Source organism: Candidatus Zixiibacteriota bacterium (assembly GCA_035380245.1).
Classification (GTDB): domain Bacteria; phylum Zixibacteria; class MSB-5A5; order GN15; family FEB-12; genus DAOSXA01.
This window is the reverse complement of the sequence record DAOSXA010000001.1, coordinates 1,348,767-1,373,322: the sequence shown is the minus strand read 5'-3', so window position 1 is coordinate 1,373,322 and position 24,556 is coordinate 1,348,767. Positions and strand designations below refer to the sequence as shown.

The 24,556-nt window shown below is 53.6% G+C and carries 18 protein-coding genes; 12 read left to right on the top strand and 6 right to left on the bottom strand.

Annotated elements, in window-relative coordinates:
* Positions 1-66 precede the first annotated feature (66 nt).
* Positions 67-1,032: a sigma-54 dependent transcriptional regulator gene (locus PLF13_05160; GenBank protein HOP06665.1), complete on the bottom strand. Its 966-nt coding sequence runs from the start codon at positions 1,030-1,032 to the stop codon at positions 67-69.
* A gap of 211 nt (positions 1,033-1,243) precedes the next feature.
* Between PLF13_05160 and PLF13_05155 the strand changes: the two genes are divergently transcribed.
* The 9 genes from PLF13_05155 (at position 1,244) to PLF13_05115 (ending at position 11,918) form a co-directional block, all read left to right on the top strand.
* Positions 1,244-2,926 carry an ATP-binding protein gene (locus tag PLF13_05155; protein HOP06664.1) on the top strand — a complete coding sequence of 561 codons (1,683 nt, stop codon included), beginning with the start codon at positions 1,244-1,246 and terminating at the stop codon, positions 2,924-2,926.
* 25 nt (positions 2,927-2,951) lie between these two features.
* Entirely contained in the window at positions 2,952-3,809 is an 858-nt protein-coding gene (locus tag PLF13_05150) for a response regulator (GenBank protein HOP06663.1), read from the top strand.
* Between the two features lie 61 nt (positions 3,810-3,870).
* Entirely contained in the window at positions 3,871-5,718 is a 1,848-nt protein-coding gene (locus tag PLF13_05145) for a DASS family sodium-coupled anion symporter (protein ID HOP06662.1), read from the top strand.
* Between the two features lie 27 nt (positions 5,719-5,745).
* Entirely contained in the window at positions 5,746-6,630 is an 885-nt protein-coding gene (locus tag PLF13_05140; GenBank protein HOP06661.1) for a response regulator, read from the top strand.
* A 156-nt stretch (positions 6,631-6,786) separates the two neighbouring features.
* Positions 6,787-7,455 carry a hypothetical protein gene (locus tag PLF13_05135; GenBank protein ID HOP06660.1) on the top strand — a complete coding sequence of 223 codons (669 nt, stop codon included), beginning with the start codon at positions 6,787-6,789 and terminating at the stop codon, positions 7,453-7,455.
* Between the two features lie 224 nt (positions 7,456-7,679).
* Positions 7,680-9,083: a hypothetical protein gene (locus PLF13_05130; GenBank protein HOP06659.1), complete on the top strand. Its 1,404-nt coding sequence runs from the start codon at positions 7,680-7,682 to the stop codon at positions 9,081-9,083.
* 273 nt (positions 9,084-9,356) lie between these two features.
* Positions 9,357-10,769 (top strand): hypothetical protein, encoded by a 1,413-nt coding sequence (locus tag PLF13_05125; protein ID HOP06658.1) that lies wholly within the window; start codon positions 9,357-9,359, stop codon positions 10,767-10,769.
* 227 nt (positions 10,770-10,996) lie between these two features.
* Positions 10,997-11,284, top strand: a complete 288-nt coding sequence (locus PLF13_05120; GenBank protein HOP06657.1) for a ferritin — start codon at positions 10,997-10,999, stop codon at positions 11,282-11,284.
* A gap of 190 nt (positions 11,285-11,474) precedes the next feature.
* Complete coding sequence (locus PLF13_05115) at positions 11,475-11,918, top strand: RDD family protein (GenBank protein ID HOP06656.1); 444 nt, start codon at positions 11,475-11,477, stop codon at positions 11,916-11,918.
* A gap of 27 nt (positions 11,919-11,945) precedes the next feature.
* Here PLF13_05115 and PLF13_05110 read toward each other — a convergent pair whose 3' ends face one another.
* The 4 genes from PLF13_05110 to PLF13_05095 form a co-directional block, all read right to left on the bottom strand.
* A complete protein-coding gene (locus tag PLF13_05110) occupies positions 11,946-12,467 on the bottom strand; it encodes an acyl-CoA thioesterase (protein HOP06655.1) in 522 nt (173 codons plus the stop codon).
* Positions 12,468-12,798: 331 nt separating this feature from the next.
* The gene (locus PLF13_05105) at positions 12,799-14,949 is read right to left on the bottom strand and encodes a prolyl oligopeptidase family serine peptidase (protein HOP06654.1); all 2,151 of its coding nucleotides are present in this window, start codon (positions 14,947-14,949) and stop codon (positions 12,799-12,801) included.
* 178 nt (positions 14,950-15,127) lie between these two features.
* A complete protein-coding gene (locus PLF13_05100; GenBank protein ID HOP06653.1) occupies positions 15,128-16,264 on the bottom strand; it encodes a hypothetical protein in 1,137 nt (378 codons plus the stop codon).
* Between the two features lie 179 nt (positions 16,265-16,443).
* Positions 16,444-18,522, bottom strand: coding sequence for a T9SS type A sorting domain-containing protein (locus PLF13_05095; GenBank protein ID HOP06652.1), 2,079 nt, complete (start codon positions 18,520-18,522; stop codon positions 16,444-16,446).
* Between the two features lie 474 nt (positions 18,523-18,996).
* Here PLF13_05095 and PLF13_05090 point away from each other — a divergent pair, with 474 nt between their 5' ends.
* Positions 18,997-19,884, top strand: a complete 888-nt coding sequence (locus tag PLF13_05090; protein HOP06651.1) for a bifunctional methionine sulfoxide reductase B/A protein — start codon at positions 18,997-18,999, stop codon at positions 19,882-19,884.
* A gap of 492 nt (positions 19,885-20,376) precedes the next feature.
* Complete coding sequence (locus PLF13_05085; protein ID HOP06650.1) at positions 20,377-21,558, top strand: S8 family peptidase; 1,182 nt, start codon at positions 20,377-20,379, stop codon at positions 21,556-21,558.
* A 128-nt stretch (positions 21,559-21,686) separates the two neighbouring features.
* Here the strand turns inward: PLF13_05085 and PLF13_05080 are convergent, their stop codons facing one another.
* Positions 21,687-21,977 (bottom strand): RNA-binding protein, encoded by a 291-nt coding sequence (locus tag PLF13_05080; GenBank protein ID HOP06649.1) that lies wholly within the window; start codon positions 21,975-21,977, stop codon positions 21,687-21,689.
* 393 nt (positions 21,978-22,370) lie between these two features.
* Between PLF13_05080 and PLF13_05075 the strand changes: the two genes are divergently transcribed.
* Complete coding sequence (locus PLF13_05075) at positions 22,371-24,431, top strand: tetratricopeptide repeat protein (GenBank protein HOP06648.1); 2,061 nt, start codon at positions 22,371-22,373, stop codon at positions 24,429-24,431.
* Positions 24,432-24,556: the final 125 nt, after the last annotated feature.

Below are 24,556 nucleotides of genomic sequence, written 5' to 3'. Positions count from 1 at the left end.
ACGATATAACGGACCATTCAACCGTCGGGCTTACAGCAAACCGCCAATCGAACCGGGATATTTCTCTTAGCGGGAGCTTCCCCCCTCCATCTCCTTCAGCTTGCGCCAGAGCGTCGAGGGACTCACACCGAGGATTTCAGCCGCTTGCGGACGATTGCCGCCGGTGTGAGACAGCGTTCGTAAGATATGTTCCCCCTCGACTTCCCTGAGGGTACGCGGAACGAAGAGGCCAACCGCCCTGGGCAACTGTTGCCGTTCGCGCAGTTCGGCAGGCAGGTGTTCGACACCAATAGTGCAACCCCGACTGAAAATCGCCGCGCGCTCCATAACATTATAAAGTTCGCGCACGTTGCCGGGCCAGGTGTACTCGGTCAGACAAGTACGGCATTCTTCGGCGAGTCGGAGGTCCGGCAGGTGCATGCGAGTCGACAGCTCGGTCAGGAAATGATCGCAAAGAAGCGGAATATCCTCCCGCCGCTCGGCCAGGGGCGGGACACGAATCTCAACCACCCGCAGACGAAACAACAAATCCTTGCGAAAGCGGCCTTCCTCCACAGCCGCGGATAAGTCGGTATTCGTGGCGGCAATCACTCTGATGTCGACTCGACGCGGGGTGTTTTCGCCGATGCGTAAAATTTCCCTCTCTTGCAACACTCGCAGCAATTTGACCTGAATCGAACCCTCGACATCCCCTATTTCATCCAGAAACGCGGTACCGCGAGCAGCTTGCTCGAACAATCCGACCCGGTCGGCAATCGCTCCGGTGAACGACCCCGCTTTGTGTCCGAATAACTCACTCTCCAAAAGCGCCGACGGCAGAGCGGCACAGTTGATGGTTGACATCGGCCGCTCCCGGCGACGAGAATGGTCGTGTATGAATCGGGCGACCACCTCCTTACCGACCCCGGTATCACCGCTGAGCAGCACGGAAGAATCAAATTCTGCCACCATGCGCGCCAGCTCCAGCACCTCACGGAAAGCAGGGCTCTTGATCGGGGCTAAATAAGAAGGTAAAGAGAGGTCTTCGGACATAACAACTCCTACAGCATGGAATCGAGGCTTCCCAAAAGACGGAAAGGTTCTATTATAGAATCATTCATTCTATTTTAGAATGATATTATGATCATGTCAACCTTAATCGCATTGTTAAGTATCTGATCATTATGCAGTTAAACCTATCAACAAGCAATTGGCCCATCGTTTGCTTTATTGAGAAAAAAATCATAATTGGAAAGGATGTCCAATGACAGATAACGATAAACAACCCTTCATAGCCCGCGTCACGCAGGGATATCGATCTCTGAAGTGGCGTATCGTTGCGGTGTTGCTGGCGGCAGCGATGTTGCCGCTGTTGCTGGCCGGGTTCGGCTCCTGGGAGGTGTTTGGGGACCTGTTGGAGCAGAAATCTTCAGAGTTGTTACGCCGGTCGGTACAGCATAATGCCGATGCCATCGAGTCTCATCTGGCCGGTCGCCGGCAGTTGTTGCAGTCGATTGCGACCAATCACTCGCTGGCGGAGTTGAAAAAGACGGATCGTCTGCAGGAGCTTTTTGCGAATCTCAACGAAATCACCGACAACGGTTTCGTCGATTTAGGGGTGATCGATCAAACCGGGGATCATCTGGCTTATGTCGGTCCGTACGATCTTAAGACTCGCAATTACCGGGACGCCGACTGGTTTCGGGAGGTGCTGGCACGCGGTCATTATGTGAGTGACATGTTTTTAGGCTATCGGCAGGTGCCGCATTGTGTAATCGCGGTTCGAGCCTCTAAGGACGGTCGAACCTGGGTTATCAGGGCAACGGTGAACAGCGCTCAATTCGATGAGATGGTCAAGGCTCAGTTTCAGGCCGACAGCAGCGAAGTGTTTATCGTGAATCGAAGCGGACGCTATCAGACCACTCCTCCCGGAGGACAGTTGCTCGACTCCTCTTCGTTGGAGGACCTGACGGTTTTCCCCGGTTTACAGGATACGCGAGTTAAAACCGACGGTCATGAGTTCATTCGGGTAATGACCTGGATCAACGACAACCGCTGGCTGCTGGTGGTGCAGCAGGACGTGGCAACGGTACGGGCGCCGGTGGATCAGGCCATCGCACGGGGGGCTTATGTGGTGCTGGCGGCGTTCGTGATTCTGATATTAACGACGGTTCTGGCGACCTGGCATCTGACTCGTCAGATCGACCGGGTGACGGCGGAGCGGGAGGAGATTTCGCGAGCTTTCGTGAGGTCGGCCAAGTTAGCCTCGATCGGCGAACTGACCACCGGCCTGGCTCATGAAATCAACAATCCGCTGGCAATCATCAGCGCCGAGCAAACCAACATCAACGACATTCTCAGCGATCCCAACTCCGGCAAGGAGGATCTGGAACAGGCGATGGAGTCGGTTCGGCGTTGCCTCAATCAGGTGCGACGATGCGGAGCGATCACCCAGAAACTGCTCCAGTTCGGGCGCAGCAAGGAGTCGCACGTAGAACCGACCGAACTGGCTCCACGATTGAAGGAAATCAAGGGTCTCATGGAGCGCCAGGCCGGTCTACGCAACATCGGCATCGAGCTTTATCTGGAAGAGGGGCTGCCGCCGGTCATGGCCGATCAGATCGAAATCGAACAGGTGATCGTGAACCTGATCAATAACGCTTTCGATGCCATGCCCAACGGCGGGACGATCACGATTCGTGCGGCGCTCGATATCGACCGGGTTTTAATCGAAGTCGCCGACACCGGAACGGGCATTCCACCAGAGGATCTCGACCGGGTACTGGAGCCTTTTTACACGACCAAACCGGTCGGCAAAGGAACCGGGCTGGGGCTCTCGGTCTGTTACGGCATCGTGCGTTCCTGGGGCGGTGAAATAGAAATCAGCAGCGAGATGGGTGTCGGTACGGCAGTGCGACTCATCCTCGCTTATCAAAAGCAAGACTGAACCAACAAGTTGGAGAATAGATAGCATGAATTCAAACAAACAGCCGGTGCAACTGCTGCTGGTCGACGACGAGGAGGAGTTTCTCCTGGCGACGTCGCAGGCACTGACCCGGCGCGGATTCAACGTCACCGTCGCGCCCAACGGCGTAACGGCGCTGGATAAACTAGCGCAACAGACGTTCGACGTGGTCGTGCTGGACGTTAAAATGCCTGACATCGACGGCCTCGAGGTGTTCAGCCAGATCAACAATCGTTTCCCGAGCCTTCCGGTAATAATTTTAACCGGGCATCCCTCGGTCAACGATGCGTTCGATACCTCGAAGCAGGGTATCGCCGACTATCTCGCCAAACCGGTCGAGATGGAAGAACTGGCGCAGAAGATTCTCAAGGCAGTCGAAAAGGCCGCACAGAATAACGTGGTCGAAGACAAAGACGACAACGCCGGCGGCGACGCCGAAGGGATCAGTGTGTTGCTGGTCGACGACGAAACAGAGCTACTGGATTCGCTTCAACGCCTGTTCCGCAGACGTAAGATGCATTGCCTCACGGCGGACAATGGACCTCGAGCGCTCGAATTGTTGCAGGAAGAACTGGTCGATGTCATGGTACTGGATGTCAAGATGCCGGGGATGGACGGCATTGAGGTATTGAAGCAGGTAAAGGAGAAACATCCGAGTATCCAGGTGATTCTCCTCTCGGGGCATCCTTCGGTGTCGGCCGCAATGGAAGGGGTGAAGCTGGGGGCCAGCGAGTATCTCAAGAAACCGCCGGATATAGGACAGTTGGTGGAAACAATCCGCCGGCTCTATAAGCAACGGCAGCAGTTCATTGAGGCCCAGCAACGCGAATTGATCGATGAAATCCGTCGGCGGTACACCGACTGACCGGGAATCGAATCAGGCAATGATGTTGGGATTTGAGGAGTTCAACCAGGAGTAATAAGGCATGGGCGAGAAACTGAAGGCTAAGATCAGCGCTTACGATCGATATATCGATTACAAGCGCTTCTCCATTGCAATTGGCCTTTTCGTGGTGATTCTGTTGCTGCCGATTCCGGCCAGCATGCTGGATGTGGCCGTGGAATACTCGGTAGGTCGGGAATGTGTGGAGGATTTCCTGGCTAAGGAGATTTTTACCACACCATTCCAGGACGTGGAACAATGGCAGATGTTCACCGTCGAGGCTATGAATGGTGTAATGATGCAGGGGGCGTCAAAGAAAGAGACACTGCTCAAGAAAAAACCGAAGGATTTCAAGAACATGGGCCTGAGTTTCGATGAAAGCCATTTCTCGAAATTTCAGGAATTTATCGGGGCAATGGAGAAGGCCGAAGTTGACGGGCTGCTGGCTCAGGCGCGAGCCCTTCGCTACGACAAACTGAGCTATGACATGCTCACCGATAAGCAGAAAAAACGAGTCGATGAATGGGCAAAGCATATCCTCGTCTGTATCGCCATGGTCGCGTTCGTCGTTGTCTGTTTCATGACCGAAGCGATGCCGCTTCCGGGGGTAGCGTTTTGTATAGGTCTGATCCTGGTCTTTTCGGGAATCGTGGGGCGTAGCGAGATCGCCCAGCTTTACTGGTCCGACGCCGTCTGGTTTATCATGGGCAGTTTGATGTTCGCGGCCGCGTTCGTGAAGACGGGAGTTGATAAACGCATCTGCCTGATGATCTTCAGACGTCTGGCCAAACCGAGCGTGGCCTGGGTGACGGCGATCATGATCCTGGTTATTTCGCCGGCAGCATCGTTCATTTCCGATCATGCTTTGGCGGCGATCTTCCTGCCGATCGGGATCGTGCTCTACAGCAACAGTCTCTCGAAAACTAATCCGGAAGACAACGAACTGGCCAAACTGCTGATGATCACGATCGCCATGGCCTGCAATATCGGCGGCTTCGGTTCACCGTCGGGAGGCGCTCGCAACGTGATCATGATGACCTACATGGAGGACATGTTCGGGCTTTCCATCGGTTATGGTCAATGGATGATCTACGGCATGCCGTTCGTGCTGGTGATGATGCCGATTACCTGGTTCACACTCAATCGCGTCTTCAAGCCGAAAATCAGCGACCTGCGACCGGCGATGACGGCGCTCAAGAAAGACATCGAACACATGGGCGGATGGAATCGGCAGCAGATCATAGCGGTGGTAATTTTCGTCCTGATGTTCCTGGGCTGGGTCACCGAGAAAAACCTGATTCTCGACCTGACGGGTATCCGTCTGGGAATCGGTGTGATCGCTGTGGCCGGAGCGGTGGCTTATCTGCTGACCGGGATCGTCAACTGGCGCGACTATCATGAAAAAGTCGACTGGGGCGTGGTCTGGCTGTACGCCGGGGCGATCGTGTTCGGTCGGGCGCTCGATCAGACCGGCGCGGCTTATTGGATCGCACGTTCGATCGTGGAAGGGCTGGCCTCGATTGGGATCGCCTCCGGGACTGCTTTGCTCGCAGCCGGAAGCGGTGTGACGGTGTTCATGACCAACCTGATGGCGGACGGACCGGCGGCGGCTTCGGTGGGACCGATCACCCTCTCCATGGCGGCGGTCTCCAATCCCGGAACAACTTTGGTTCCGTTCATGGGCATGGCCACGGCTTGTGCTTCATCCATGGCTTATTTGCTGGTGATAGGCACGCCGCCGAATGCAATCGTTTATTCGAGCGGTTATCTGACGGCGAAGGATTTCCTGAGAGCGGGCATCATCTGTACGGTTATTGCGTTCGCCGTCCTGTTGTTGGTTAGTATATTCTACTGGAGTATACTCGGATTTAGCGGTCTCACAGCCTATTAAACGGCTGATGCTAAGGAGAGAATTATTATGACTAAAGAAGATACCAAAATCCGGCTCCTTATCATCGACGATGAGGCGGATTTCAGAAGGGCCATATCGCAGGGATTATCGCGGCGCGGTTTCGAGGTAAGTGAAGCACCGGACGGCGAAGCAGGTCTCCGTACGATCAAGGCCAATCAGTTCGATATCGTTATTCTGGATCAGATGATGCCCGGGCTGTCCGGAATCGAGACACTCAAAGAAATACGCAAAAGCGAAGCGGACCTGCCGGTTATCATGCTGACCGGGCACGGTGATTTCAACACCGCTCTGGCCGGTATCAGGCTGGAGATCGTGGATTTCCTGCAAAAACCGGTCGAAGTCGATCAATTGAGCGAACGTATCCGGGGGCTTCTGTCGCGCGAGATGACCGACCTGATGAAGGAGCCGACTATCTCCGAGTTAATGGCGCCGCCGGAGTTGTACCCCAAGGTGTATGTCGATGAACCGTTGACCTCGGTGTTAAAAGCAATCGCCGAGGCCTATCGCAAACCGATTCCTCCCGATTCGATATACGGCCAGGTGCGTTCGGCTTTAGTATACGACCGGAAGGAAAAATTCCTGGGGATGATCCGCTTTTCCGATTTACTGACCCTGCTGATTCCGGACGCCCTGCGGCATTCCCCCTATGCGACCTATTTCACCGGAATGTTGCTGGCTCAGAGCAAGTTGTTCGGGAATAAAACGATCGAGGGACTTATCCTGGAACAGGTCTTCGTCGATGTCAACACACCGTTGATGGAGGCGGTCCACCTGCTGGTGGAGCACCGCCTGATTAACATTCCGGTAGTGTGCGAAGGTAACCTGGCAGGTATCCTGCGCGGTCGTGATTTGATCATCGCCACTGCACGGCTCGCGGGGGCTGAGTTATAGCGATTCTGAGGATGTAATCGGCAGCCCCCGTCGTCAGATCCGAAGACGAAGGCGGACCTGACTTATGAGTTGCGATCGTTAATCCGACACCACATTGGTATAGACCGGGATCACGAGGATCCCGGTCTATCAAAATTATTTGATAAGAGGAGAAAAATGCTGAAAAGGTTGCCCAGGCGATTGTTGCTGCTGCTGGTAACAGGAATCAGCTTTTCTCTCTGCACTTGCGGCTCTATCCACAAACAGGTTTATCTGCCTCGCGCCTACGCTCTCGATTCGATCAAGACGATAGCGCTTTGGCCCTGTTTGGTGATTATCCCCGAAGAAGGGTATGACACCGATGACCCGGAGACGGTAGCTTATATGCGTCTCACTATGCCCGATTACGAACTCGACGGCGACCGGGCCTGTGCCTTGGCTGATTCGTTGCTGTTTTCAAAACTCAACGAGACGGGATTATTCACGGTTCATTCTACCGGCTCGGTCGAAGCGAGGCTCCGCCAGCAGGAACCGGACTGGTCACAATATACCGATCACTCATGGAAACGATTTGCGGGATTGTTCGATGAAGACGCCCTGGTTGTCCTGGATCTGTCCATCAGACATTCGATGGATGGAGTCGACACCTACGCAGAAATGTCGCTGTACGATCTTGACGGTGACCGTCTGACGGTTCTGGCAAAATACAACACCCGTTGGGACGATATGTACACGGGCCGCCATATCCGGTCGGAAACTCTGCCGGGAGCTGTTACAGGTGTGGTAGAAGTATTCGAGAAGGAACTTCGCAAACTGCCGACCTACGGCGGCGAAGAACATCTATAACGTCTCCCCAACCGCTCCACGGTTATAGTTCGCTAACTTTTTTAGCTGTCGATACCATAACCGAGCGACTGCCAAAAAACTCTTCCTTTTATGTCTTTTTTCTGCCGGGAAAACCGCGATTTGTCTTTGATACCGCGCGATTGCAGCTAAATTAGATTCAATACAATACTACCAATACCGATAAATATAGCTACACGTAATTAATTTTTCAGGAGAAAGACATAATGAAGCTGAGCCAGGCATTTCGGATTACCATGATCTGTGTTATCGTGGTTTTCTCAGCCGGTACGGCGCTAGCCGACATTCCGTTGTTGGTGAACTACCAGGGTCGACTGGCTGACGATAACGATCAGCCGGTCACGGATGATATATATGAAATGGCGTTCAGCCTCTGGAACGATTCGACTTCGACCTCTCATGGGGATGTAATCTGGAACAGCGGTACGGTCAAAGTTAAAGTTACCAACGGTCTTTTCAGTTATAACCTCGGCGAAAATTCAGAATTACTTCCCGAAATGCTTATCGATCGAACAGATTTGTTTCTCAATGTTTACATAGGAGGTTACGGCAACATCATCCCGCGCCAGCGGATTACCAGCGTCGGATTCTCGTTCCAGTCGTTGTTTGCCGACACAGCCTATGAAATAGCCGGAGATCCGTATCTCCGAGCCGACGGGGATACTCTCAGAGGTGAACTGTATTTCCAGACAGAAGGCGGCCAGGATGTGGGCAAACTCGAACTGACCTCCAGTGCCGCCAACATGTATCTATACAATTCCGGACACATGTCCTCCATCCTGTTCGGCACCAGTTATGGCTCTCTCTATCTCCATCAGCACAACGGGACAAAAACAGCCAGCCTCGATTCCAGATACAGCCTGGGAGGACTTCTGCGCCTTACCGACCCGGACGGAACAACGACGGTTGAGTTGGATGGAGGTTCGACCGGCGACAACGCAGCGATCCTTCCCGAAAGCTCTGTTAACTCGGACGAGTTGTTCAATGAGCCGGGCATCGTACACACCGTCAGAAACGGATCCACAACAGAAGAGTTGGGTGACAGCTATGCCCCATACGACAGCGTGGTCATCAACCTGCCCGAGGCGGGTTATGTCTACCTGTCCAGCAGTGGGTACATTTCGTTTTTCGGCGATGTCTTCTCCGGGGTATACATACAAATTAGCAATCTGGCCACATCGACTGTAACGAATCAGGCGATCTATGTATTCTGCGATCCCTCTAGTTCAATCCTATATTCCACAGCCATTCCGTTTTCGGTTGATCGAGTTTTCTACGAATCGTCTGCTGGCACCTACACCTACTACCTTCAGGCAAAGCGAACGAACACCGTTGCCGAAGATATCAACATGGGGCGTTATCGCATGACGGCGATGTACTTCCCTACTTCGTATGGCTCAGTGTATACAGTATCCTCCTACCCCGGCGACGATCCCGAGGCGACAGCAGTATCCTACACCGACGAAACGGGCCAACCACAAACCGACTATGTGACCGACCTGCGCTATTACGAGCTGAAGGCCAAAGAGGCTCGACTCAAAGCGCTCGAAGCGGAGTTGGAGTTGGAGAAGGCACGCGAGGCCGCAGCCGAGCGGGAGCGCCTGGAGTAGAATCAATCGACATGACGTGACTGACCGAATCGACGTCGGCAGTCGTAATCAAAATAGCGGAACGCTCGGCGAGTGATATACGCTTCGCCGAGCGTTTTTCGTTGTGAAATGGGAGGCATCGGCTCCATCGATCCGGGCTAATCAGGGACTCGAGCGATATCCGCATAGTGTTACATTAAAGCGATTTTCCTTTGATTCACGGCATTTTGCGTTAAATTGGATTTGATACACCACTTACCAACCGGAAAGCCCATATACCGTGAGGAGATAAGTATGGAGCAACGTAGCCAGATATATCGTGGCATCTTGATAGTCATTGCCGCTTTCCTGATAACGAGCATAGCGTTGGCCGACATTCCGTTGTTGGTGAACTATCAGGGTCGACTGGCTGACGATAATGATCAGCCGGTCGCGGATGATATATATGAAATGGAGTTCAGCCTCTGGAACGATTCGACTTCGACCAGTCCGTCGGATTTGATCTGGACAAGCAATCTGTGCAAAGTTGAGGTAGTGAACGGTCTGTTTAACTATGCGCTCGGGACACACTCCTCGCTGACTTCCGACATCTTCGTCAAGAACACCGATCTTTTTCTGAACGTCTATGTTGGGGGGTACGGCAATCTCGAACCGCGCCAGCGGATCACCAGCGTCGGTTTTTCGTTCCAATCGTTGTTCGCCGACACAGCCTATGAAGTAGCCGGAGATCCGTATCTCCGGGCCGACGGGGATACCCTCAAAGATGAACTGTCCTTCCAGATGGAAGGCGGCCAGACAGCGGGCAGACTCGAACTGACCGACGATGCCGCCAACCTGTATTTATTCAATTCCGGACACATGTCTTCCATTCTGTTCGGCACCAGCTACGGCTCTCTCTATCTGCACCAGCACGATGGGACAAAAACAGCCAGCCTCGATTCCCGATACAGTCTGGGAGGGCTCTTGCGCCTCGCCGACTCGGATGGTGCAACGACGGTTGAACTGGATGGAGGTTCGACCGGCGACAACGCGGCGATCCTCCCCGAAAGCTCCGTGAACTCGGATGAAATGTTCAACGAGCCGGGAATTGCACGCGAAGGGAACGCTACCGTCGTAGGAACAAACCTCGAGAATACCTACTCCACCCTCGAATCGGTAGAGATTACTTTGCCCGGACCGGGATATGTCTATCTCCTCGGATGCACGTACGTTTCATTCCGAGTAAGTACACCCACCGGTGCTTACGTGCAGGTAGTCGACAACACCGAGGAGACCACTTATATCCAGAACTCATTGTACGTGTACGCGGATGCTACCACTGCCGCGGGCTACTACACCACGATTCCCGTAATGGTAGACGGAGTCGTCTACGAGGAAGCCGCCGGCGCACACACGTACTACCTTCGGGCCAAGCGAACGGCGCCTGAAGTCGAAGGCAATGTTACCTGCGGCCGCTACCGAATAACGGCGATCTACATCCCAACATCCTACGGATCGGTGCTCACCGTGGCCTCCAATCCGGGCGAAGACCCGGAGGCGACAGCGGTATCTTTCACCGACGAAACGGGCGAGGTTCAGACCGGCTATGTGACCGATTTGCGCTATTACGAGTTGAAGGCCAAAGAGGCTCGACTCAAAGCGCTCGAGGCGGAGTTGGAGCTGGAGAAGGCACGCGAGGCAGCGGCCGAGCGGGAGAGAATAGACTAACGTCGATTGAAACGACGCAAATAATCGAAATAACATCAGTAAGATTGTGAAACGCTCGGCGAGCGATATCCGCTCTGCCGAGCGTTTTTCGTTGTCCGGAGTCTCCGTTTGGGATAGTATTGGGGTATATTATCGGTCTCCGAATAGGTTCTGTTGATTCGGAGAGTTGAATGTGAAAATAATAACTCATATAGCAATGAGCTATAACAGATGGAGGCACAATCACCATGGCCCTGGAAGCAATGCCCGAACTTCGCGAGAAACTCAGCCCGGAAACGATCAATAAGCATCGGGCGCTGGCATCCCTGATCGAGGAACTGGAGGCGGTCGACTGGTATATGCAACGCGCCGATGCCTGCGACAATCCGACGTTGAAGGAAATCATGGCCCATAACCGCGACGAAGAGTTAGAGCATGCCGCGATGTTGATCGAATGGCTGCGTCGAAACGACAAGGCCTTCGAGAAAGAACTCAAGGATTATCTCTTCACGGATAAAGAAATCGGCCATCATTGAGATAATTGACTCACTAAGTATTTAAGGGCAGGTCAATCATCCTGCCCTTTTTCTGTCTGGGGTAACGGCAGACACGTTCATCTTCCGTCCAACGATTGACCCGAACGACAGACAGAGTTATATATGGTGCGGAGAGCATCGAGACGGGCAGACATCGGACACATTGAGATTCATGGATCGGGGGTGATGGATGAGTGAATACCGTTATGTCGGTCTTTGGCCGCGCTTCGCGGCGTTGGTGATTGATTTCATCGCACTGAGTCTGGTTTTCTTCCCGGTGACCCGGCTGGTCAAGGGAACCTGGATGATGACCGCCGCCGATCATCGCTGGAGCTACGGCCTTTTCATTACCGATCCCCTGTGCCTGATTTTCCTGGTCGTGATCATGCTCTATTTCGTGTTGACGGAGGGACTGGTTGGCGGGACGATCGGCAAACGATTGTTGCGGATCAAGGTGATCGACCCGCAAGGCAACGTGCCCGGCCCCGGACGATCCCTGATCCGAAACCTGTTGCGAATCGTGGATGCTCTGCCGGTACTTAATCTCCTCGGTGTCTGGCTGATCGTGAGGTCGACCGAACGCGCCCGATTCGGCGACCGGATCGCCGGGACGCGAGTGGTAAACCGGGATTAATCCGTCGTCCCCGCAAGTACGGTCAAATCAGACTTCGCCGGTCCGGAGCCGGTGGATCGGGAAACGTTGCGCCAGTTCCTTCGAGTGAGCTTTACGCTCCAGACGGCGCTGGAACCGCTCCGGAGCGGTACGATGAAGTTCTTTTTCGAAATCAGTCTCGGGGATCGCCTCCGGGACTGCCTGCGTTTTCCCGTGCTCGTCGATTGCAACAAAGGTCAGAAACGATGAGGCACATACCCGTCGTTCGCCGGTTTTCAAATCCTCGCTGACAATACTGACGTAGATTTCCATCGAAGTATGATGGGTCCAGGTGACGAACGACTCGAGGCAGATCATCTGGCCGACATTGATCGGATAGAGAAAATCGACCGAGTCGGTCGAGGCGGTTACCACCTGTTGCCGGGCATGGCGATACGCCGAGATCGAGGCAATGTCGTCAATGTATTTCATCACCATGCCGCCGAACATGGTCCCAAGGGTGTTGGAGTCAGGCGGCAGAACCAGCATCGCCTTGACCGCGCGAGACTGAGATATCTTCTTCGATTCCATGAGTCTCCTATTGCTTACAGACTTTCTTATATTGCTATAACCATAACAAGTGGCTCCTGGTTCGGGAAACCTGTTGTTAAGAGGTGAGCGCTACCGGTCGTGTCGATCGGGGGACTTGGGACCTGTTGAATTAGCCATACGCACGAACATACGGCAAAACATGTTTGTAATACGGGCGACACAAGGCCGCCCGCAGGATTCATCAACGCGCAGCAGCGGGGCTTGTCTCCGCCGCGATAGAGATTTGTCAACAGTCTTCCTTACTCCCGGGCGATACCTGGCCTGTCGGGGCCTGCTCCGTAAACCCGAATGAAGATGGCTGAATCCGCATTCATTTACACAGCAGGCCCAATCGGTCGAACAGGAAGGTGTAAACATCGGCATCCTGAGCGATCCGATCCGACGAGGACATCCCCATACCGTGCCCCATACCGGCGCCGATTCTCAGCAGAGTGAGTCCCCGGTTGGCTTTGACCGCCTGAAGGCGAGCCGTCATCTTGCGCGAATTGGAGGCATCGACACGGCCATCGTTGACATCGGCCGTGAACAAAACATCGGGATAGTTCACGCCGTCCTTGACGTTGGCATAAGGCGAATATGCATACAGCGCTTTGAACTGCTCGGGATCCCTGACCGATCCGAACTCGGTGGTGTTGAACACGCCGTTGGGTTCGAATTCGGAGCGGAGAGCATCGAGCACTCCCTTTTCACACACCACCGCTTTGAACAATTCCGGATGCTGAACCATAACCGCGCCGACAAGAAGCCCGCCGTTGCTGCCGCCCCGGATGGCGAGTCGTTCCGGTAAAGTGTAGCCGGAGTCGATCAGGTGTTGGGCGCAGGCGGCGAAGTCATCGAACACGTTTTGCTTGTCGGTCAAATATCCCTGCTTATGCCATTGCTCACCGAACTCGGCCCCGCCGCGAATGTTGGCATAAACGTAAATACCGCCACGATTCAACCACAGGCTGATCGACTCCTGAAGACCCGGCGTTTCACTCAGGCCGTAACCGCCATAACCGTAGAGGATGGTCGGATTGGAGCCGTCGAGTTTCGTACCCCGGCGCTTGAGGATAGTCATCGGCACCGCCGTACCGTCCCTGGAAACGGCGGTCTCGCGACTTACCTCAACGTTGGAGAAATCGGCCGGTGAATGTTCAACGTAAGTAGTCGGGAGCGATCTGTTCTCGGCGGCTTCGTACACGAAACGTGCGCCGGGTTCGACATAGGATGAATTGTAGTACATGACGCGATCGCCTTCCAAACGTGTCAACGAACTGACCGCTGAAACCGGGCGAATCGGGACTTCCTTCTGAAATGCGCCGTTGTCGTCGTACACCCGCAGTTGCATCGGTCCCCCGATCATTTCGACAACATAAATCCGGTTGTCGGTCGGCAGGAATTCCTCGATCACGGCATCGCTCTCGGTGACAACCGTCCTGGCTTTGGCGAGATTCGTCGCACCGGCGGGGAGGCGAAGAATCTGCCTCATGTCGGCATTTTTGCTGGAGAGCAGACAGAGCCGGTTCTTATCGTCGAACCTGGCGGTAGTGATTTCATCTTCGAATCGCGTGACACGTTCCCATTGACCGTTCGGTTGGCGCAGCCAATGATCGTATTCACCGCCGTCGCCGTTGGCCACAACCGCAACGATATATCTACCGTCGGGTGAGGTTTCGAATTCTATCTCGGCGATGCTCGGAAACTCCTTCCCGATCACATAGTGGTCTTCCTCTTCAGGCGTACCTAGACGATGAAAATAGACTTGCTGATAGAAGCGCAGGTCCTCATCCGGTCGTTCACCCGGATGGGGATAACGAGTGTAGAAAAAACCGGAGTTGTCGGACAGCCAGGCCACATCTCCCCCGGCGGTGGGACCGTTGACACCGGTAACGTAGTCCGTCAGGCGGCGGCCGTCCTCGACTCGATAAACCGAGACGTTACCGTCCTCAGTGCCTCCCTCGGACATCGACACCGCCACCAGACTCCCGTCATGCGAGACCGAGAAGAAATCGATCGCGGTCCGACCGGAGCTGTCGATTTCGTTGGGATCGACGATGATTCGTTCGCCGGTCGAATCCAGCGGCGACTCGAGCCGCACCAACATATCTTGATCTTTGGGCGGTTGCAGCTTGAGCGCAAAAAGTTTGTCGCCGACAGAAACGAATTGGGAGTATTCCGAGGCGGAGTTATCGTACAACTGTCGAAGTTCTTCTTCCAGGGTCGAGCGGTACGGAACGGCATCCAAAATTGAACGTGTATACCGGTCCTGTTCGATATCCCAAGCTTTGACTTCGGGATCATCACCGTTCTCGAGCCAGCGATAATTGTCAACGACCTCGACACCATGATAAACATCGGTTACCGGTTCGATTCTGGTATCAGGCGGCGTTGGTTTGTTTCCGCTACAACCGGCTCCCAACAATCCAGACATCAACAACATGACCACTCCCAGACTTAGAGTCCCGACTCGACAATTCATTATTACACCTCGACAGGTTTAAACTCAGGAAATATAACTGACGGAATTAAGGGGTACGCCGGTCAAGGTGTCAAGCAAGGAACCGGGCCGGTAAAAAACCGGCCCGGAATATGTAATCGATAGTTTATTGAACTCAGGATTTGAAATCATCGGACGGATGTCCGACGGCCATCGCGAGTTATAAATCAGCCGCCTTCAGTCCGTGGGGACCTTCTCCGGCCGGAGTGTACCCGTGACACACGGAACATTTGCGCAATACACCGGCTTTTCCCTGGAGTGTCGTGTTCTGTACATTGTCGTTTTCGACACGACTCGGGGCAATGGCATGAGGCTCACCGTGACAGGCACTGCAGAAAAGTTTACCGTGACCGCGTGAGAGACGGTAGAGCGTAGCTTGTTCCTCGGCGTATGTCGTACCGTGGCATTCTTCGGCGCCACAAGAGGGTTCCATGAGCCAGGGCTGACGGCCTTCCTTTATTGACTTACCGACTTCAATCACCGAACCATGACAATCCTGGCAAACCAGTCCGTGTTCGTTAGCCATGACACCGCGCAAACATTTGGTTTTCGGACCGGGATGGCATTTATAGCAGTCATCGGTTATTTCACCGTGACGCGAATGGATAGTCTCGGACAATGAGGCGAGACCGGGTTGTCCCTCGGTTCCGAGAGCGTTGGATGAATGACAACCGGCGCACAGTATCGGGGTGGCCTGAGTAAGATCACCCAATGAGTCGGTGTGATTTTGAAGTATTTCCAGTTCACTGGCATGGCAACCGGCACTGACGCAGTTTATTTCGTTGGAAACCGGCACCACGGCTCGAGTGGAAGCAAGAGAATTGCCTTTCTCATCATATACAGTTAACGAGGCAAGTTGGAAGGGATCTTCATTGATCAGGTCCTGATCGGTATAGGGCGTGAGCGGCACGCCCTCGACGATAAAGAAACCCTTCATCGGGTGCATATCTCCGCTCAGCCCGGCTCCCGTAAGACCAATGTTGTCGGTCAGTTTGGCGCCGAACAACTTTTCGGAGTAATCCCAGAAATTAGTTTTACCTACCGAATAAGTATTGCCGGGAAAAGAGTAACTAATACGAAACGGATCGGAAACAAGGGCGGGAGGATTGAGCGAATCCCCCACCTTAATTATCTGGGCGTAAACGACATTGAACGGCGGTAAAACAACCGTCGTGGAGAAATCCTTGTTGCTGCAATGCATACCAAGGTCGTTCCAACCCAGCACGATGTAATCGTTGGCTGCTGCCCCTGAAATTGCGATGAACAGGACGACGAACAGGAACGTGAGCTTCTTCATCAGTAACCCCCAAATCGAAAGTGTATCTTCATACCTTTGATGGGAAAAAGATATGAAGTTGAAGACAGTCTGTCAACTGAGGGATGCGGCCGGGTGCAAGTCCCGGAGATATAGATAAGGATCGTGATTGGATGCGGGAGCAGGCTATAACTGCTCCCGCTCTGTCGATAACACGGTTGTCATTTCAAAAGAATCATCTTCCTGGTCTCGACATATTGTCCGGTCTCAAGGCGATAGAAATACATCCCCGAGGAGAGCCGGTGTCCTCCCGGTGTTGAGCCGTCCCAATCGATCTGGTGATATCCGACCGGCAGCGGCTGATCGATTAACATTGCCACTCTCTGACCGAGACTGTTGTAGACACTGAGGCGGACATGGGTAGCCTCCGGCAAAGCGAATCCAATCGAAGTGATCGGATTGAAGGGATTCGGATAATTCTGGGAAAGATTGTATTGCCCGGGAAGGCCGGATTGAATCTCATCGTCCACCCCGACGCTTAGCAGCACACCGACAAAGTCCTGATCGGTCTGATCGGTTATCACCGAGTCAAATTCTATTTCAGTCGGTTCGAACGAGTAGTCGGTCAGACCGGGCGTCACTGTGCCCGACCAGTTGTATGCCACTTCGGTAGTGTAGAGACCATCGGCTGCCGTTACGACCGTTGTATCGGGGAACCCGCTCAGAGCGACGCCCTCGATGCCGAGATCGGTCGCAGTGTGGATCCACCCGGAGATGGTCAACATGATTACTTCGGCAACGAAGTCCTGATCGACATGGTCCTCCGCCACCCAGTTGTAGTTGTAACCGGTCGGTGCGAAATGGTAGCCGGTCAGGGACGGTCGAACAGTCCCGGACCAATCCGGTGAAACCTGTATGGTGTAATCGCCCAGACTGTCGGCCGTGGCGGTCTTGTCCAGAACATCGGTCCATGAAAGAACGGCGTCAGCCACCCCGGCATTGCCGCTGATCGTATAATAAGCCCTGGCGGCCGTGTAGTCCTGCTCGGTTTGATTGGTGCTGATCTCGTTGTAAGTTCGACTTGCCGGAGTGAACTCATAGGCGGTTTTGGACGGAGTGACGGTACCGGACCAGTTACTCAGAACGGTGAATGAATAGTCTCCTTCGCCGTCGGCCGTATCTGCCTTGGCCGTGCTATCGGTGTAACTCAGGATTGCACCGGCGATCCCGGCATTACCGGAGATAGTGCAGAATAAAGGTGTCGCGATGAAATCGGCGTTGGACATATTTTCCGACACGCCATAAAGACCGAGAACGGGCGGATCGAACTCGTAGCCCGTTTTGCTTGGGACCATAAACAGGTAAACTCCATGGTTCACCTCAATTGCGTAGTTGCCGTCCCCATCGGCGGTATCTACGTAGTGATCGGTCTCATCAATGGTGTAGTTGAAAATTACTCCGCCGACTCCGGCGTTGCCGGAGATGGTGTAGGTGTTCAAGGCGGCGGTGAAATCCTGGCCGGTCTGATTCGACGTTATACTGGTATAAGAATGAGATGTGGGGCTAAAAGTATAGCCGGTCTTGCTCGGCGTTACCGTGCCGGTCCATTCGTAAGACACGGTGAAGGAATAATCCCCCAAACCGTCGGCGGTATCGACCTGAGCCGTCCCGTCGGTATAGCTGAGCGTAGCCCCCGCCACTCCGGCGTTGCCTGAAATGGTGACGTTGGTGAAGTCAGCAATATAGTCCTGCCCGGTCTGGTCGGTGACCAGGGAGTCGTACGACTTACTGGTTGGGCTGAAAGTACAGCCGGTCTTGCTTGGCGTTACCGTACCGCTCCATTCGTAGGACACGGTGAAGGAATAGTTGCCCGAAGCATCGGCCGAAGCGGTTTTGGCCGTCACGTCGGTATAACTGAGCGTAACTCCCGCTGCGCCGGCATTGCCGGAGATGGTCGGGTAGTACTCAGTGAAACTGTAATTTTGCGAAGGAGTGTTATTAGTGACGTTGGTATACCCGCGAGAAGTCGGATTGAAAACCAAATTCGGCCAGACCGGATTGCTGGGAGTAACTGTACCGGACCAGCCTGACGGCACGGTGATCTGGTAATAGCCGGTAGCATCGCAATTAACAGACTGGTTACCGCCATCATAATAACTCATTACAGTGTAGGCCGCGAGGGTGTTGCCCGAGATGACCACATCGGCCACAACGGGCGCTGCGCCCACGATCAGCGCCAAACAGACGCAGACAAACGTCGACATAGCGCATTTCAACAATGCATTCCCCATGATAGTCATTGTTCCATAACTCCTTAAAGCGCCGAGAGCCTCAAAACGACCCGCAGCAATTAGCCCGCTTTTTGTTTCCTGATTAACACAGCCCCGGCCATCGGATCGAAATCGCTAAAGGCTCCGCAAGGACTGTCTCATAAAAATATCGTCCGTAGCTCTGTCTACTTGACCGGGAGGTCTATATTCCCGGTATTAATAACTCCCCTTTACCCCGGCTAACGACTTCATAGCTATGAATTTGTGCAGAATCAGAACAGTGAGTTAGATATTCAGAGTCCCCGGACGATCCGGGAGATTTAACAATATCCGGTGGTTCATGGAACATGTGACTTCATTCATGCATTAAAGAGATATGTAACAGGTCCCAAAGACCACTCTGCTTCGTTGCCGGAGGATCTCTAGATAGGTTCGTACCGATTCAAGTTGCTGCTTGGCATGTGGTTGGCCGCGATGGTTCCGTCGCCGACCTGGCTTTGTCCGATGCGATTCGATGAGGTCCAGGCAAAGGATGTAAATATGTCGTACCGAGAACTTACTCAGGAAGAAAAGCGAATCATTATCGACAAAGGGACGGAGACTCCTTTCAGTGGTAAGTACTACGATTTCCACGGAGTCGGCACGTACGCTTGTCGACAATGCGGCGCACTGCTGTATCGGTCGGATGATAAATTCGAGGCCGGCTGCGGCTGGCCGAGCTTCGACGACGCGATTGAGGGAGCCGTCAAGCGCACCGTCGACGCCGACGGCTTCCGTACGGAAATAACCTGCGCCGCGTGCGGAGCACATCTTGGGCATGTGTTCGAAGGAGAAGGATTCACCGTCAGGAATACGCGGCATTGCGTCAATTCCATCTCTCTCGATTTTATCCCGGCGACTCCCGAGGTCGATACAAGTGTGGCCTATTTTGCGGGGGGATGTTTCTGGGGAGTGGAATATCTGTTTGAAGACATGAAAGGCGTTCTCTCGGTGCGCTCGGGTTATATGGGCGGGAGTCTGGAAAACCCTTCCTATGAACAGGTCTGCACCGGACGTACCGGACATGCCGAAGCGGTCGAGGTCAAATACGATCCGGCCGTTACCGACTACGAAACCCTGGCCCGATTCTTTTTCGAGATTCACGATCCCACCCAGCGTGATCGTCAGGGACCCGATATCGGTAACCAGTATCGTTCGGCAGCGTTTTACACATCGGCTGAACAAAAAGATACGCTGCAGAAACTGGTCGGCCTTCTTCGGGACAAGGGATGCGAAATCGCCACGGAGATAGTTGAGGCTTCAGCATTCTATCCGGCTGAGGCGTATCATCAGGACTACTATCGGCGCACGGGCAGAATGCCGTACTGCCATTTCTATAAAAAACGCTTCTGACTCTGAAGCGACGACAGCTCACGCAACGACGCCGGCATTTTGCCTGAGTTCCGATATTTATGTCAAGGTTGCTTCTATCTCATTGTCGATAAAGCAATGCGATGGATACTTCGCATTCGCGCAATAATATCCAGCCATGATTTCAAGCCTTGTTGTATTTTCCCTACGGCGTGGATTCTCTTAGTCCATAAGAGCGCTTACAACGCAGATGAGACAAACAGACGTCTGCCGCTGTACAGGTTTAGGAGATGACCTGAATGTACGGCGCACCGCCGCAGACGCATGGTAAATACAGGGCTTTTAATCCCCCTTGTATGCCCGGCGGCGTGCGACCCGAGCAACCTGATAAACAGTGTTGCTGATTGGAAAATGTGGTGTCGCAGCCAATTTACCGTCGGGACTGACGGCGTGACTCACTTTACTCACAAGTAAGCGGGTCTGACCGGCTCCTCTCTACCATTTTCCGACCGGCATCAATGCAACGGAGTTTACATGAAGAAGCATCTGCTGGCTTTTGCGGCTATGGCGCTTACCCTGATTATGGTATGGGGCTGCTCCGAATCTCCGACCGGTTCCGATGTCGTGAACAATGACGCTTCACAAGCAGCCTTTAACGGGGCTGAGAGAGTTAACCTGCTGGTAGTTTTCGAAAAGGGTCATCGTCCCGATGCCGCTCTCAAGGCAATGGGCGGCGAGATTAAACAGGAATTCAAACATGTCCCGATCGTTTATGTGTCTATCCCGTCTTCGTCTCGAACGGCCTTAAGCAACAATCCCAATGTCCTGTATGTCGAGGAAGAAATGATGCGCGACTATGTGACGCAGACTCTCGACTGGGGTGTTGATCGCACCGATGCGGAATATGTCTGGACGAACACGGTTTATAACGGCTCCGGTATCAATGTCGGCGTATTGGATTCCGGTGGTGATATGGATCACCCCGACCTTACCTGGGCCGGCGGTTATTCAGCCATCAACGACAACGTCAATGACTGGGAAGATAAAGTCGGTCACGGCACTCATTGTGCCGGCATCATCTCGGCCGACAACAATGACATAGGCGTCGTCGGCATAGCTCCGAACGTCAATATCTACGCCGTTCAGGTGGGTGGCCGTCGTCTCTCCACGCTGGACATCATCGAGGGAATCGACTGGGTCATTGCAACGCATTACGACGCCGATCCCAACAACGATATCAATGTCATTAATATGAGTTTCTCGGGCGGCGGTTCTACCTCCGAAGAAACCGCTCTGATCGAAGCCTACAACGAAGGTATTCTGTGCATTGCCGCGGCCGGCAACGACGGCGGTGCCGTAGCGGCTCCGGCCAATTACGATTGTGTCATGGCCATAGCCGCTTCAACCTCCACTGACGGCATAGCTTATTTCTCGAATTATGGCCCGGAGATCGAGTTGATCGCTCCCGGCTATAACATCTATTCGACCTATAAGCGGGGTGGGTATACAACCATGAGTGGGACCTCCATGGCTTGTCCGATGGTGGTCGGAGCGGCGGCTCTGGCCTGGTCGGCACACCCCGGTTATACTAATGTCCAGATTCGCAACCTCCTGACCTCAACGGCGGAGGATATTGGTCTTACCGCCTACCAGCAGGGAAGCGGACTGGTCGATGCCGAGAATGCGACTCTGGGCAGCACCCTGGGAGACAACTGATTCGCATCAGGCGAATAAACAGAGCTCCCGTTCGGGTTAAAAGAAGAGACCGGTCTGAAAACCGGTCTCTTTTCTATTATCGATGGTCGACAGGGTAAAACCCCGTCTGGCTGTATAGTAGTCAGTTGTTAATTACGACCGCGGTATCCGCCACCTCCACGACCGCCACCGCGACTTTCGCGCTGACGAGCTTCGTTAACGTTCAGAGCACGACCATCGAGTTCCTGGCCATTCAGGCCGGAGATAGCCGCCATGCCTTCGTCCTGGTTGTCCATCTCGACAAACCCGAAGCCACGCGGCCGACCGGTCTCGCGGTCAGTGATAATCTTTACGCTTGAGACCTGGCCGTAACTCTCAAAAGCCTCACGCAGTCTCTCTTCCGTCGTGTTGTACGACAGATTGCCGATGTAGATGTTCATTCTACACTCCAAAATTGTTCATCTCTTCAGCTAAGCCTTCCTAGGTGGATGGCTGCACTGAGGGATAAACGCAATTCAAGCGCCCAATTGCGCAACGGTCCCAGAACCTGGCTTTACAAAGATTAGAGTGGGAATACAACAAACCTCGAAAAGCACATAACGGAAACCAAATGTGTCACACTTGAATTTATCGGATGCTCGTGTTTATGTCAATAGCAAAACGCAGGGGATTTATTCAGAAAGTGTTTTGCCGCAATCTAGTACAACGTATCATCCAAGACCAGGATTCCCTCTGCCACCCCGGTTGCAACATCAATGTAGCAGTTGATCCCTGCCCGCGCCTTGCATATCTTTCGATATACATGACACCCTATATGAACGACCGATATTGCCATGAAACCCGTAAATAGACACGCTATGCTGGATCGCCTCCCCGGCTGGGTCGGGCCAACCATAGTATTCATTACAGCTATGGTGTTCCGGATCTGGTTCCTGCTCCAGTTTTCAAATACCCCCCTGTTTGATACGGATATTATGGACATGGCATATTTTCACCGATTGGCAACCGTGGGTATACCCGGGTCGGGATTTCCATCGGGATCGTTTTTCAAAGCTCCTCTCTATCCTTTATTCCTGAAATTGGTGTTCGGCCTGTTTGGTGACGGCTCCTGGCCGATCAGGATTATACAAATCCTGATGGGAAGCTTGACGGCCGTCGGGACCTGGCTCATAACTGCCCGCCTGGCCGGTCGAAGGGCCGCCCTTATCGCGGGTTTCATTATAGCTGCCTACGGACCGTTGATCCTTTACGACGGCCAGTTGCTGGCGCCCACATTGGCAATTTTCCTTAACACAGCCGCGATCTACATTATCATTTTAGCGCTCCGGTATCAACGAGCCTGGCTTTATAGCGCGGCAGGATTGGTTCTGGGATTATCGGCTGTCGTCCGGCCAACGGTGCTGGTTTTCGCTCTCGGGGCAGCGGTGATTGTGTACCTTTATAGTCAGGAAAAGCGAAACCTCCGTAAGGGTCTGCTTTTGTTGGTCGGATTGATAGTGGCAATCGTACCGGTAACGATCAGAAACTGGAGCCAGTCCGGGGAGTTCGTGTTGATCGGTTCGTATTCCGGGATCAATCTGTACATTGGCAATAACCTCAAGGCTGACGGCGTCTCGACCACGATCCCCGGCACCGGATTGGATTGGTGGGACAACGCAAGCATGTCCGATACCCGAGCCATGGCTGAAACTGACGCCGGTCGACCGCTCAGCGCTGCTGAGGAATCTAATTATTGGCGGAATCGGGCAATACACGAGATGATAAATCACCCAGGTGTTTTCACGCGACTAGTGATACGCAAACTGGTTCTGACACTAGGTGGATATGAACTGGCCAACAATTTCGATATCTATTATCTGGCGCGAAGGATACCGCCGCTAAACGTGCTAATCTGGCGCCGGCCGGTGTTTTTTCCGTTCGGTCTGCTGCTGCCGTTCGGCCTGGCCGGGATTTGTTTGATCCGCCGTTGGGAAACCGGATTTCTATTACTGGCCTGGTTTCTTGTCGCAGCCTTGCCGACGCTGTTGCTTTTTTTCGTGACAGCCCGGTATCGTTTGCCGCTGGTCCCGGTTCTGGCGGTTTTCACCGCAACCGGAATAGATCAACTGCTGTCCGGATTCACAAAGCTGCCCCGGAAACGTATCTGGACTGCGGGGCTGGTGTTGCTGGTCTTTCTTATACTGGGGCGATGGGACCCTTATGGATATGCCTCCGGATCAGAAGCTCAGGGACATCAGATGTTTGCCGCTATCTATCGCCATCAGGGGAATAACGACCAGGCCGAAAGATACTACCGACTGGCATTGCAATCGGACCCGTCCCTTCCCCACGCCAATAACGATCTAGGCCTGCTGCTGCAGGAACGCGGTGACTATGAACAAGCCCTGGTGCTGCATGAACGCGCGGTTCGGGCACAGCCGGACGACTGGATTCTTCGTTATAATTACGGACTTGCTCTCAAGGGATTGGGGCGTTTCGATGAGGCCCTCCCCTGCCTGTCCGAGGCCGTGGCCGCTTCACCCGGCTTTTTTGAGGCGGTTAACGAACTGGCATTTACGCTTCTTCAGGCCGGATACGTCGATTCAGCCGGAACGGTATACCGACAAGCAACGACTCTGGACCAGAACAACGCCGGTGTATGGTTTGCCCTTGGATTATGTTACCATTTAATGGATCAGCGAGATTCCGCTGAGGCAGTTTATCGGCAAGCGCTTGTTGTCGATCCCGATTACGGAAAAGCCTGCTACAATCTGGGCCGGCTGTTCGTTGAAAACGGCCAACTCGACTCCGCCGGAGTTTACCTTGACCGGTATATCAAAATGACTCCAGACGGAGATAATCTTCGCCGGGCAGCTCTTCAGTTGCTCGATTCACTTGGCCGATCAGGTCGATAATTTCCAGTTATTCCCGTATCAGCCATAGCTTTCTGATACCATCCGCCACCGTTGTGTCTATCCGTGAGAGTATGGTCCTTTCCCAATAATTATACCAAAACGACCATGTTAAGTATGGATTTCGA